The following is a 13,264-nucleotide window of genomic DNA, read 5'->3' as shown; positions in this document are numbered from 1 at the left end:
AGTTGCCTGTATGAGCCTGGCGAAACCTGCCCACGCTGGATATTTTTTTGGCCAACCGGTCACCGCGCTGGCCGGGCGCCTGCGCGAGGGCAGCCTGACGAGCGTCGAGCTGACCCAGGCTGCCCTGGACAGCATCGAGCGGCTTAACCCGATCCTGAATGCCTTCGTTCAGGTCGATGCCCCCGTGGCATTGGCCCAGGCCCGCAAAGCCGATGAGTTGCTCGCCCAGGGCGTGGACCTGGGCCCGCTGCACGGCATACCGGTGGCCGTGAAGGACAATATCGACACCTGCGACTACGTCACCACCTATGGCTCGGCGCATTTCGACGGCTTCAAGCCGGAGCGCGATGCGCTCTGTGTGCAGCGCTTGCGCGAGGCCGGGGCCGTGATTGTCGGCAAGACGTTGACCCACGAGTTCGCCTACGGCCCGACCGGCGACCGTTCGTTTCAGGGCGCGGCCCGTAACCCGTGGGATGCCCGTTGCATCACGGGCGGCTCCAGCGCGGGCAGCGCAGCCGCCGTCGCCAGCGGCATGGTCCCGCTGGCGCTGGGTACCGACACCGGCGGTTCGATCCGCATTCCTGCGGCGTTGTGCGGCGTGGTCGGCTTCAAGCCTTCGTTTGCCGCTGTGCCGCTGGAGGGGGTGTTCCCGCTGTCGTCGAGCCTCGACCACGTGGGCCCCATCGCCAACTGCGTTGAGGATGCGCGCCTGCTGTTTGAGGTGTTGGTCGGGCGAGCCTGTGCACCGGTGCATAATCCTCGGCCCCTGCGGGTAGGATGGATCACCTCCGGCAGCTTTGGCCCGGTCGACACCGAAGTGGATCGCCAGGTCTACCAGGCGGCACAGCAGATGTTTGGCGAAGCGCTGCAGGATACTGCGCAACTGCAACCGCTGGCAGCGGACATGAAAGACACCTTGCTGGTGCTGCAACGCGCCGAGGCCTTTGATGTTCATGCCGAGCGCATGCATGAGGCACCGCAGCTGTTCGATCAGGAAGTGCGCGAGCGCCTTGAGTTGTCGCAGGAAGTCCGGGGCTGGCACTACATCCGTGCCCAGGCGGGCCAGGCGCGACTCAAGGCGGCGATGGCGGATGTGTTCGAGCACTATGACTTTCTGGTTTCGCCCTGCGTGCCGATTACCGCCACAGAGATCGATGCCCGGCAGATTCGGGTAGGTGAACAGGACATCGATGTACGCGCCGCAGTGCTCAGCCATACCAGCGCCTGGAACCTGACCGGGTTGCCTGCGATCAGCCTGCCGGTGGGGCAGGTGAGTGGGATGCCGGTGGGGCTGCAGGTGATAGGTGCCGCCGGGGAGGATGATCGTCTGCTAGAGGTGATGGCCAAGCTGTTTGTACGGAGCTAAGCCGCCAGTACACATCCTGGCGCAACACAAAAAAGCCGGTCAGCCCCTGGGGGCCTGCCGGCTTTTTTGTGTCGGTGCCGCAGGGAGGTGGGTTACGCCACTTCCTCCACCGCCCGGTGTGCTTGATCTATCGCTGCATGGGCATAGGCGCTCCACCCCGCATCCGAATTGGCGATGCTCACCCGGCCCAGCGGTTGGCGCGCGAGGTTCATCAGTTTTTCGCTTTTATCGGCATCGTCGAACAGGCTGTTGGAGAACGTTGCGTAACCGTGTGACCAGCGATTGACGGTGATGGCCAGGATGTCGGTCTGGTGATTGAAACCACCCGGGCCGAGCATCCGTTGCAGCTGGTCGCGCAGTTGCGCTTCGAGCATTTCGAAAGATTGCCCGTAGAGCCGGCCGCGTCCGGCGCGGGCCTGGTCGCGGCCGTTCATGCCGCTGTTGGGGCTGGTGGGCACGTAGACCATGTGCAGGCCGATCGGTTGCTTCGGGTCGCGCGGGTGTTCGTAGCCACCCATGCTCACCGGGTAGTCGAGCTTGATGCGGCTGTAGGGCTGGGTCGCGGCGTAGATTTCGTGGACCCCCAGTTTCTGGAACGACTCCCAGTTGCGGATCACCACTTTGGTGTAGACCAGCGGGTATTTCACGTTCTGGCTCAGGGCGTGGGACTGCTCTGGCGGCAGGTCGCGGAGCAGGAACGGAATCATCATGTTGTAGCAGGCCATGATGCAATGTTTGCCGCGCACCTGGCTGAGCTGGCCGCCTCGGCTGTAGCCGATGTTCACGCCTTCGCCGACGTTGCGCACGCTGACTGCGGTGCTGTTGAGGCGCAGGCGTAATGGGGCTTTGGGCTGATCCAGTTTGGCGTAGTCGAACGGGGCGAGGACGATGTCGTCCATGGTATGCCCCGGTGCCACGCTCGGGATCAGGCTGCGCACCAGCAAGCGCGCCAGCGACGCGTTGCCATCCGGGAAGTGGTAGATATACGGCTCTTCCATTTCCGCCTGGGCTTCTTCGCTGATGGGTTCCAGGTTCATCGCACCGAAGCCGGGGAAGCCGACGTTGTAGGCGTCGTACGAAGCGACGGCGTCGATGCTCAGGGCCATAAAGTCATTGGTGCGGCTCTGGAAATACTTCACCGCGGCGGGAGACAGGCCGACGTCCTTGAGCAGGAAGTCGCGATAGCTGGTGGTTTCCAGATAGGCAGTTTTTTCCTCGGTGGTTTTACCCGCGAGGTAATCCTTGGGCGCGACGTGCAGGGCGATCAAGGCGCTGCGATCCGCAGGCGGCAGGGGGAAATCGTTGATGAAGTCGCTGATGGGGCGGGCATGCAACTGGTCCGGGGCGATGTCGTCAGCCACCATCGGTGTCGGGTCGCCGCTGACCAGTTTGTCTTCGCCGAAGTTTTCCTTGTCGAAAAACACCGCGCGGGACAGGCCCAGGCCAGGGTAGAACTGGCGGTCGAAGGCGGTTTCGAAGCGCTTGGTGTTGACCCCGAGCTTTTTCAGCAAGCCGTTCACTTCGTTGCTGAACAGGTGGTTCGGCGACTGGAAGGCTTCGCTGCCGCCGTAGCCGAGGATCATCCGGCCCCCGGCTGAAAATTCGTTGCGCTTGGCGTGGCCGCCGAAGTCGTCGTGGTTTTCCAGAATCAGAATGCGCGCGTCGGGGTGTTTTTCACGGTAGAACCACGCCGCTGACAGCCCGCTCAGGCCCCCGCCGACCACCACCAGGTCGTACTCTTCGCTGACGGGCAGGTGATCGGTGTCGAAGACCTTTTTCTCCCAGCCCATCTGGTGTGCGATTTCGAAGGAGCCGACGTGGCTGCCGCGCAGGCCGGTCAGGGCAGGGGGGTAATAGCGACCATCGGGGGCAGCCTGCAGAATTTGCAGCGGGGTCATGCCGGCGGCGATGGTGATGGCGACGCCGTTGAGAAAGTCGCGACGGGTGATGTCCATGGTGAGTCCTTGTTTATTGTTATAAGCGCCCCCCGGTCCCGCAATCGGCAACAGCTGCACACAGTCGGGTGATGCACGCATGGTGTGGTGGACCCTCGCGGGCCGGCTTGCGGTCCGCGAGGTTGTCAGTGCTTGAACATCACATGGCGCACGGTGGTGTAGTCCTCGAGGCCATACATGGACATGTCCTTGCCATAACCGGACAGCTTTTGACCGCCGTGTGGCATTTCGTTGACCAACATAAAGTGGGTGTTCACCCAGGTGCAGCCGTACTGCAGGCGTGCAGACAGGCGGTGTGCGCGACCGACGTCCGAGGTCCAGACCGACGACGCCAGGCCGTAGTCCGAGTCGTTGGCCCAGCCCAGTACCTGGGTTTCGTCGGTGAATTTAGTCACCGACACCACGGGCCCGAATACTTCGCGGCGCACGATTTCATCGTCCTGCAGAGCGTCGGCCAAAACGGTCGGCTCGAAGAAAAAGCCATCGCCTGGCACCGCCTTGCCACCGGTGATCAAACGGATGTGCGGCTGCGCCACGGCGCGTTCGACAAACCCTGCCACGTGATCGCGGTGGCGGGCGGTGATCAGCGGGCCGAGTTCGGTCAACGGATCGCCCTGCAAACCGTACTTGATGCTGCTCACTGCCGCGCCGAGCTTCTCGACGAACGTGTCGTAGATGCCTTCCTGGGCGTAGATGCGGCAGGCGGCGGTGCAGTCTTGTCCGGCGTTGTAGAAACCGAAGGTGCGGATGCCTTCTACGGCGGCGTCGATGTCGGCGTCGTCAAAGATGATTACCGGGGCCTTGCCGCCCAGTTCCATGTGCATGCGTTTGACGCTGTCGGCGGTGCCGGAAATGATATTCGAGCCGGTGGCAATCGAACCGGTCAGTGACACCATGCGCACTTTGGGGTGCGTGGTTAGCGGGCTGCCCACCGTCTGGCCGCGGCCGAACACCAGGTTCAGTACGCCGGCCGGGAGGATGTCCGATACCAGCTCCGCCAGGCGCAGCGCCGTCAGCGGGGTCTGCTCCGAAGGTTTGAGCACCACGGTATTACCGGCCGCCAGGGCCGGGGCGATTTTCCAGGCAACCATCATCAGCGGGTAGTTCCAGGGCGCGATGGAGGCGATCACGCCCACCGGGTCGCGCCGGATCATCGAGGTGTGGCCCGGCAGGTATTCACCCCCGGCCGAACCGCTCATGCAGCGGCTGGCGCCGGCGAAGAAACGGAACACATCGGCAATCGCGGGGATCTCGTCGTTCAGTGCGGCGCTGTAAGGCTTGCCGCAGTTGTCCGACTCCAGCCTGGCCAGCTCCTGGCCGTGGGCTTCGATGGTATCGGCGATTTTAAGCAACAGCAGCGAGCGGTCTTTTGGCGGGGTTTGCGACCAGCTGTCAAACGCAGCATCGGCAGCCCGTACGGCGGCATCGACCTGGGCTTCGCTGGCTTCGTTGATGTGCACCAGTACGCTGCCGAGTGCCGGGTTAAGCACCGGTTGGGCGGGGCCTTCGCCGTCAATCAGTTGGCCGTTGATCAGAAGTTTGGTTTGCATGACGTTGTCCTTGTCGAAACTTTTATTGTTCTGCCCAAGTCCGCCCCCACAGGGGAGGGCGGACTCTTCAGTGATGGCGTTATTTGCCGCCGCTGCCCGCAACGCTTTCGCCGCCACGGGTCAGGTAATAGGCGCCGAGAATCGGCAGCATGGTCACCATCATCACCAGCATCGCGACAACGTTGGTGACGGGTACGTCCCGTGGGCGGCTGAGCTGGTTTAGCAGCCACAGCGGCAGGGTGCGTTCATGGCCGGCGGTGAAGGTGGTGACGATGATTTCGTCGAACGACAAGGCAAACGCCAGCATCCCGCCTGCGAGCAGCGCCGAACCCAGGCTCGGCAACATGATGTAGCGGAAGGTTTGCCAGCCGTCAGCGCCCAGGTCCATCGAGGCTTCGATCAGGCTGTGGGAGGTACGGCGCAAGCGTGCGATCACGTTGTTGTAGACGATCACCACGCAGAAGGTCGCGTGGCCGACGATGATGGTGAACATCCCCGGTTCGATGCCAAACGACTTGAACGTGGCCAGCAACGCGATACCGGTAATGATCCCGGGCAGGGCGATGGGCAGGATCAGCATCAGCGAGATGCCTTGCTTTCCGAAGAAATCCCGGCGGTACAGCGCTGCCGAAGCCAGGGTGCCGAGCACCATTGCAATCAGCGTCGCAATCGCTGCAATTTGTGCCGACAGCTTGATCGCTTCAAGCACGTCAGGGCGCGAAAACGCCACGCTGAACCAGTGCAGGGTGAACCCCTTGGGCGGAAAGCTGAAGGCCGCTTCTTCGGTGTTGAAGGCGTACATGAAGATGATCAGGATCGGGAAGTGCAGGAACACCAACCCGCCCCAGGCGGCGATCTTCAGGCCCAGGGACGCTTGGTCGCCTTGTTTTTCCGGCGCCGGTTTCTTTGATTCAGAGCGCATCGAAGGCCCCCAGACGTTTGACGATGGACAGGTAAATGGCGATCAGCACGATCGGCACTAGCGTGAAGGCCGCTGCCATTGGCATGTTGCCGATGGCGCCTTGCTGGGCGTACACCATGCTGCCGACGAAGTAGCCCGGCGGGCCGACCAGTTGCGGCACGATAAAGTCGCCCAGGGTCAGTGAAAACGTGAAGATCGAACCGGCGGCAATGCCCGGAATCGACAGTGGCAGGATCACTTGCATAAAGGTCTGGCGCGGCTTGGCGCCAAGGTCGGCCGAGGCTTGCAGCAAGGAAGGCGGCAAGCGTTCCAGAGACGCCTGAATCGGCAGAATCATGAACGGCAGCCAGATGTAGACGAACACCATGAAGCGGCCCAGGTGCGAGGTCGACAAGGTGCTGCCGCCCACGCCAGGAATGCCCAGGATGAATTGCAATACCGGCTCCAGCCCCAGGTGTTGAACGAACCACTGCGCCACGCCGCCCTTGGCCAGCAGCAACGTCCAGGCGTAAGCCTTGACGATGTAGCTGGCCCACATCGGCGTCATGACCGCGATGTAGAAAAACGCCTTGGTTTTGCCGGTGGTGTAGCGCGCCATGTAGTAGGCAATCGGAAACGCGACAACGGCGCTGGCGATCGACACGACGATGGCCATGCTCAGGGTGCGCACGATGATGTCGAAGTTTGACGGTTGAAACAGCGCTGCGAAATTCGCCAGGGTCAGGTCGGGAGTGACCGCCATGGTGAAGTCATCAAAGGTGTAAAAACCTTGCCACAGCAACATCAGCAGCGAGCCCAGATAGATCGCGCCGAACCACAGCAACGGCGGCACCAGCAGCATCGACAGGTAGAGGTTGGGGCGGCGATACAACAGGTTGGAGAACCTGCGCAAAGGCGAGTTGTCGGCCCGGGTTTGAGGGATAGACACGCTGTTCATCTCATACTCCGCTTGTAACGGTGTCGTTCAGCGGGACCATGGCCTCGCGTGCCCAGCGGGCGCTGATGGGTTGCCCCGTGTGGTGCTGGGCACTCACATCCAGCCATTGCACGTTGGCGCGGCTGATGTTCAGGGTCTGGCCGTCTTCCAGTTTCAGCTCGTAACGGGTGGTGCTGCCCTGGTACTGGATGTCGTGCAGCAGGCCGCTGACTTCAATCTCGTGGCTGGCCAGGGGGCCCTCGGCGAAACGTACGTGTTCGGGGCGAATCGAAAACGACTGCGGGCTGCCGCTCAACCGGCGGGCCAGATCACCGCGGATCACGTTGGAGGTGCCGACGAACTCGGCAACGAAGGTGGTTGCCGGTTTCATGTACAGGTTGCGCGGGGTATCGACCTGCTCGATGCGGCCTTTGTTGAACACGGCTACGCGGTCGGACATCGACAGTGCTTCGGTCTGGTCGTGGGTGACGAAAATGAAGGTGATGCCAAGCTGGCGTTGCAGCTTCTTCAGTTCGCTCTGCATCTGTTCGCGCAGCTTCAGGTCGAGGGCGCCCAGGGGCTCGTCAAGCAGCAGCACGCGGGGGCGATTGACCAGGGCGCGGGCCAGGGCCACGCGCTGGCGCTGGCCGCCGGAGAGCTGCACCGGTTTGCGATCGCCGTAGCCGCCGAGGGCGACCATGTCCAGCGCCTCTTCGGCGCGCATCAGGCGCTCGGCCTTGGCAACCCCTTTGACTTTCAGGCCATAAGCGACGTTGTCGCGAACGTTCATGTGCGGGAACAGTGCGTAATCCTGGAACACAGTGTTTACGTCACGCTGGTACGGCGGCAGCCCGGCGGCTTCTTCGCCATGAATACGGATAGAACCTGCGCTCGGTTGTTCGAAACCGGCGATCAGCCGCAGGCAGGTGGTTTTGCCCGAGCCGGAAGGGCCCAGCATGGAGAAGAACTCGCCGTCCTTGATATCGATGGAAACCCGGTCAACGGCTTTCACCTCGCCGAATTGACGGGAAACTTGGGTGAACTGGACTGCAAGTGTCATGGTGCGGTGCTCCAAAAAACAGAATCTTTAAAAGCTGCGCGAGCAGGCTCCCTCCCGCGGGGGGAGTGCAATCAAATGCGGGAGTGAGCCTGCTGGCGGAGAGGGCTTAGCGACCGCCCATGATCGCGATGTAGTCCTGGGTCCAGCGGCTGTACGGCACAAATTTGCCGCCTTCAGCCTGCGGGGTTTTCCAGAAGGCAATCTTCTCGAACTGGTCGAAGCCGTTGGTCTTGCAGCCTTGCGCGCCGAGCAGCTCGCTCGAGTTGCACGCCGCAGGCACCGCTGGCAGCGAACCGAACCAGGCCGCTACGTCGCCCTGGACTTTGGGTTGCAGCGACCAGTCCATCCACTTGTAGGCGCAGTTGGGATGCTTGGCTTCGGCATGCAGCATGGTGGTGTCAGCCCAGCCCGTGGCGCCTTCTTTCGGGATGGTCGAGGCGATTGGCTGTTTCTCGTTCATCAGGCCGTTGACCTGATACGGCCAGGCGCTGGACGCGACCACACCTTCGTTTTTGAAATCGCTCATTTGCACGGTGGTGTCGTGCCAGTAGCGGTGGATCAACGGCTGCTGGGCACGCAGCAGTTCAAGCACGGCCTGGTACTGCGGTTCGGTCAGTTCATAAGGGCTCTGGATGCCCAGTTCCGGCCTGGCGGTCTTCAGGTACAGCGCCGCATCGGCAATGTAGATCGGGCCGTCATAGGCCTGCACGCGGCCCTTGTTCGGCTTGCCGTCCGGCAGGTTCTGCGCATCGAACACCACCTTCCAGCTGTCAGGTGCCGTTTTGAATACGTTGGTGTTGTACATCAGCACGTTCGGGCCCCACTGATACGGGGTGCCGTAGGTTTGCTTGTTGACCACGTACCACTGCGCATCGGCCAGTCGCGGGTCGATATTTTTCCAGTTCGGGATCAGTGCGGTGTTGATCGGCTGCACACGCTTGCCAACGATCAGGCGCAACGAAGCGTCGCCGGAGGCGGTGACCAGGTCATAGCCGCCCTTGGCCATCAGGCTGACCATTTCATCGGAGGTGGCGGCGGTCTTGACGTTGACCTTGCAGCCGGTTTCTTTCTCGAAACCGGTCACCCAGTCATAGGCCTTGTCGCTTTCGCCCCGCTCGATGTAGCCGGGCCATGCAACGATGTCCAGCTGGCCTTCGCCGGCACCGACGGCCTGGAGAGGTTCGGCGGCCTGGAGCGTGGCGCTGGCCAGCAGCGCGGTGGTGATTGCACTGAGCAATGCGGTCTTGTGCACGAACATGGGGTTTCCCTCTTTTTTAATTATGGTCGGGGCAGTTTTGAACGTGATGAAGCGCCGTGAGCGGCTTGTTATTGGAAGGTGCCGGTTTTTATAAATGTTGCCCGTGGCGGGCCATGATGTGCCGCACCACGCTGTAGTCCTGCAGTGAATCGCTGGAAAGGTCCTTGCCGTACCCCGAGCGCTTGAGGCCGCCGTGGGGCATCTCGCTGACCAGCATGAAATGGCTGTTGATCCAGGTGCAGCCGTACTGCAGCCGCGCTGCAACCTGCATGGCTTTATCCAGGTTCTGGGTCCAGATCGAAGAGGCGAGGCCGTATTCGGAGTCGTTGGCCCAGTCCACGGCCTGCTCCAGCTCATCGAAACGGGTCACGGTGACCACGGGCCCGAAGACTTCGCGCTGGACGATTTCATCGCTTTGTTTGCAGCCGGCCAGCAGGGTGGGCTGGTAATAGAAGCCGGCCCCGGAGTGCACGGCAGCGCCGGTGACGCGTTCGATATGCGGCTGGCCGAGGGCCCGTTCGACGAAGCTGGAGACGCGGTCGCGCTGGCGGGTGCTGATCAGCGGGCCGATCTCGTTATCGGCGTCGCGCTTGCCGGCAAAGCGCAGGCTGCTGACGGCGGCACCGAGTTCCGCCACCAGTCGGTCGTAAATCCCGGTTTGTGCATAAATCCGGCAGGCCGCGGTGCAGTCCTGACCGGCGTTGTAATAGCCATAGGTACGTACCCCTTCGACCACGGCTTGAATGTCGGCATCGTTGCAGACAATCACCGGGGCCTTGCCACCGAGTTCCAGGTGGGTGCGCTTGAGGGTTTTGGCGGCGGTCGACAGGATTTTTTGCCCGGTGACGATATCGCCGGTCAGCGAAACCATGCGCACTTTGGGGTGGCTGACCAGGCAGCTGCCCACGCTTTCACCGCCGCCGCAGATGATGTTGATCACCCCGCGTGGCAGGATCTGGGCCAGTGCTGGCGCCAGGGCCAGAATCGACAGTGGCGTGTGCTCGGAAGGCTTGAATACCAGGGTGTTGCCAGCGGCCAGCGCGGGGGCGATTTTCCAGGCGGCCATCATGATGGGGTAGTTCCATGGCGCAATCGAGGCCACCACCCCAATCGGATCGCGACGCACCATGCTGGTGTAACCCGGCAGGTATTCGCCGCTGAGCTGGCCGGTCTGGCAGCGCACGGCACCGGCGAAGAAGCGGAACACGTCGACGGTAGCGCTCAGGTCGTCCTTGCGGGCCAGATGCAGCGGCTTGCCGCAGTTCAGCGATTCGAGGCGGGCGAGCAAGTCGGCGTTTTTTTCGATCGCATTGGCGATCTCCAGCAGCAGGTTGGAGCGTTGTTGCGGCGTGGTCCGTGCCCAGCCGGCAAACGCGCGGTGAGCGGCGAGGATCGCGGCCTCTACCTGCTCGGTGCTGGCTTCGGCGATGTGGGTCAGCACTTCACCGGTCGCGGGGTTGAGGATTGGCTCTGCAATGCCCTGGCCTGCGACCAATTCACCATCGATTAACAGTGCGGTGAACAACGGAGTTTGCGCGGCTGGCATTTTGCGGGTTCTCTTTTCTTGTGTGGCCATGGTGCTCCCTGTGACTGGGCCCCCGACCGTCTTATAGATGTAACAAGATTAGTCTTGAGGCCCGAGGTCGACAAATACTTAATACTGAAGGTGGCGTTCGATTAAATAGATGGCTTGCGCCCGCCGTGAGGTTGCTCGCGGGCGACGGTCAGGAACGGGTCCACCAGGGCCGGACGCGCAGTGCCGCGCCGCCAGGCCAGGCCGACGTCGAGGGTCTGGCTCAGGTCTGCAATCGGCCGCGCTTCGATGATGTCACCCTCCAGTGACCAGGGCCGGTAAGTCATGTCCGGCTGGATCGACACCCCGAGCCCTGCGGCCACCAGGCTTCGTACCGCTTCGGTCGAGGCGGTGCGCAACGTGATGCGCGGCTGCAGGCCCGCCCGCGACCACAGGCGCTGGGCATTGCTGTCCATTTCATCGACGTTCAGCTGGATCAGGGGTTCGCGGGCCACGTCGGCCAGGTTGATGCTGTCGCGCTCCAGCAACGGGTGCTGGGCCGGTAGCCACAGGCGATGGGGCGAGTGGGTCAGCACCTCGGTCTGCAAGGCGTGGCGGTCTTCGAGGTTGGAGAGGATCAGCACACCGACATCGATTTCGCCGCTGACCAGCAAATGCTCGATATAAGGACGCTCGTCTTCCATCACCCGAATTTCGACGTTGGGGTATGCGCGCTGGAAACGGGTGAGCAAATCGGCGAGGTAATAGCCGGCAACGAGGCTGGTCACGCCGACGATCAGTTGCCCGGCCACCTGGTCGGTGCTCTGTTGAAGGCTGCGCTTGGCGTTGTCGACCGTTGCCAGAATCAGGTGCGCCTGACGCAGGAACTGGTGGCCCTGGTGGGTCAGGGTCATGCCCTTGGCGTGGCGGTTGAACAGGCCGACACCGATTTCCTGCTCCAGTTGCTGGATGGCCAGGGTCAATGTCGATTGAGAGATATACACCGCCTGGGCGGCGGCCGAGATCGAGCCGGTCTCGGCCACGGCGATAAAGTGGCGGATCTGACGCAGAGTCATCATGGGGGATTACCCGGTGGGCTATTTTTATAGATGTGCCCGAGTGTATATCTTTTTAATCGATAGCTTGCAGGTCCTGCAGGAATCGAGAAGAGGCGGGTGGATCGCCAGGGTTAAAGTGTCTGCACCGTTTGCGTGGCGCATGTGCCGGTCGATTGTTTTGCTGCATGGCGCACGTATCCCTTGAGCAGAAGTGGCGTGGCTCGCTTGACGCCTGGCCATGTTCAGCGCCACTGCAGCTCGGGACAGTCAACAAACAGACTCAGCCCTTGGCGACCCCCACCCGCCACTGCGAGGGCGGCCGTATGCCGTTGACCAGGTAGTCGCCGACAATGCGCGACTTGTACACCCGAGGGTTGTGATTGGCCAGGGTGCGGGCGTTGCGCCACAGGCGATCCAGCGCCTTGTTGCTTGCGGTGGCGCTGGCGCCCAGGGCATCGAAAAGTGCGGTGGTTGCTGCAAGGGTGGCATCCACGACGGGGTTGACCGCCAGGCTCACTTCCAGCTCGGCTTGTGCTACCTGAGGGTCGTCATGGGGCAGCACGTGTTCGCTGGCGATGGTGTACCGGGCTGTGAGCTCCAGACGCTGCGCCGCTTGCCGGGCAATGGCTTGTGCGGCGTAGGCCTGGCTGGCCACTTCGCCGATGACTTGCAGCAGTTGCACGTCCTGGGCTGCGGTGTCGGCATTGCCCGTGGAAAACGTCCTGGCCCGTTTGCTCAGTTCCTCGGCGCCACTCAACGCGGCGCGGCGGGCGATACCGGCGAGGGTGCTCAGGTGATACAGCTGAAAGAAGGATTGCCCGTAGGCAAAACGCTGGTCAGTGGGGCGCGGTTCATCATCCACGCGGGCGTTATCAAACAGGCAGGTGCCACTGGCGGTCAGGCGCTGGCCAAAACCGTTCCAGTCATCGACGATTTGCACGCCGGGGGCTTTGAGGTCGACTACCACGGTGTACAGCGTGCCGTCTTCCCCGGTGGCAACGGTGTTGATCAGGTCGCTGTAAAGCGCGCCGGTGGTGTAGAACTTTTTGCCGGTGATCCGCAACGAGCCGTCTTCAGCCCGGTAGATACGTGTTCCAAATTCGCCACGGGTCTGGGTGCCCACCTCGGTACTGCCCGGTGAGAGCAGTGCGCCCTGGCTGAGTTTGTCCAGCCACTTGGCCTGCCAGTCAGGGCTCTTTGAGACGAGCACTTCTTCGCAAAATCCGAAATGCCCGCGCAGTGCCTGGGTGATGTTCGAGTCCGCCGCGGATAACTCGGTCAGCAGGGTCAGCAACTCAACCAGCGTGGCGTCGTGCCCGCCGTAACTGTGCGGCAAGCGCCAGCGCGGCAAGCCCAGGGCGTTCAACTGTGCGATGACAGTGGCCAGGCTGCTGCGTGAACCGTCAGCTTCTGCGGCGTGCGCGCTGATGTGTTCAAACAGCGGGCGAAAGGGGGCGGCCAGTTCTTCATAACGGGCGGTTGGGGCGGTGCCCCAAATATTCAAATCTGGATTAGGCATGCAGTCTGACCTTGCCGGGCCTGCGCTCAATGGCGCGCTGGCGCTGTAATGAGTGAAGTAAGTGCAACGAGGCCCAGTGGTCTGGTCAGGCCACCCTAAACCGGGATCGGTTAAATGCTTAATACGAAAAAGTGCTAATCAAATACC

10 protein-coding genes are annotated in these 13,264 nt (G+C 62.2%); 1 reads left to right on the top strand and 9 read right to left on the bottom strand.

Annotated features, from left to right (window positions below):
- The first annotated feature begins 10 nt into the window (after positions 1–10).
- Positions 11–1,366 carry an amidase gene (locus BLW11_RS21045; RefSeq protein WP_048359676.1) on the top strand — a complete coding sequence of 452 codons (1,356 nt, stop codon included), beginning with the start codon at positions 11–13 and terminating at the stop codon, positions 1,364–1,366.
- 92 nt (positions 1,367–1,458) lie between these two features.
- Here the strand turns inward: BLW11_RS21045 and BLW11_RS21040 are convergent, their stop codons facing one another.
- The 9 genes from BLW11_RS21040 to BLW11_RS21000 form a co-directional block, all read right to left on the bottom strand.
- A complete protein-coding gene (locus BLW11_RS21040; RefSeq protein WP_048359675.1) occupies positions 1,459–3,321 on the bottom strand; it encodes an NAD(P)-binding protein in 1,863 nt (620 codons plus the stop codon).
- A 125-nt stretch (positions 3,322–3,446) separates the two neighbouring features.
- Positions 3,447–4,871 (bottom strand): gamma-aminobutyraldehyde dehydrogenase, encoded by a 1,425-nt coding sequence (locus BLW11_RS21035; RefSeq protein ID WP_048359674.1) that lies wholly within the window; start codon positions 4,869–4,871, stop codon positions 3,447–3,449.
- Positions 4,872–4,950: 79 nt separating this feature from the next.
- Positions 4,951–5,793: an ABC transporter permease gene (locus BLW11_RS21030; protein WP_048359673.1), complete on the bottom strand. Its 843-nt coding sequence runs from the start codon at positions 5,791–5,793 to the stop codon at positions 4,951–4,953.
- The gene (locus tag BLW11_RS21025) at positions 5,783–6,730 is read right to left on the bottom strand and encodes an ABC transporter permease (protein ID WP_048359672.1); all 948 of its coding nucleotides are present in this window, start codon (positions 6,728–6,730) and stop codon (positions 5,783–5,785) included. Before BLW11_RS21025 ends, BLW11_RS21030 begins: the two co-directional genes overlap by 11 nt.
- A gap of 1 nt (position 6,731) precedes the next feature.
- On the bottom strand, positions 6,732–7,769 hold the full coding sequence (locus BLW11_RS21020) for an ABC transporter ATP-binding protein (protein ID WP_048359671.1): 1,038 nt from the start codon (positions 7,767–7,769) through the stop codon (positions 6,732–6,734).
- Positions 7,770–7,875: 106 nt separating this feature from the next.
- On the bottom strand, positions 7,876–9,027 hold the full coding sequence (gene ydcS / locus BLW11_RS21015) for a putative ABC transporter substrate-binding protein YdcS (RefSeq protein ID WP_048359670.1): 1,152 nt from the start codon (positions 9,025–9,027) through the stop codon (positions 7,876–7,878).
- A gap of 88 nt (positions 9,028–9,115) precedes the next feature.
- On the bottom strand, positions 9,116–10,573 hold the full coding sequence (locus tag BLW11_RS21010) for a gamma-aminobutyraldehyde dehydrogenase (protein ID WP_048359669.1): 1,458 nt from the start codon (positions 10,571–10,573) through the stop codon (positions 9,116–9,118).
- 131 nt (positions 10,574–10,704) lie between these two features.
- On the bottom strand, positions 10,705–11,619 hold the full coding sequence (locus tag BLW11_RS21005) for a LysR family transcriptional regulator (RefSeq protein WP_048359668.1): 915 nt from the start codon (positions 11,617–11,619) through the stop codon (positions 10,705–10,707).
- Between the two features lie 259 nt (positions 11,620–11,878).
- Positions 11,879–13,117 carry an acyl-CoA dehydrogenase family protein gene (locus BLW11_RS21000; RefSeq protein ID WP_048359667.1) on the bottom strand — a complete coding sequence of 413 codons (1,239 nt, stop codon included), beginning with the start codon at positions 13,115–13,117 and terminating at the stop codon, positions 11,879–11,881.
- Positions 13,118–13,264 lie beyond the last annotated feature (147 nt).

Source organism: Pseudomonas deceptionensis (genome assembly GCF_900106095.1).
GTDB lineage: Bacteria > Pseudomonadota > Gammaproteobacteria > Pseudomonadales > Pseudomonadaceae > Aquipseudomonas > Aquipseudomonas deceptionensis.
This window is presented reverse-complemented; position numbering and strand designations above follow the sequence as displayed.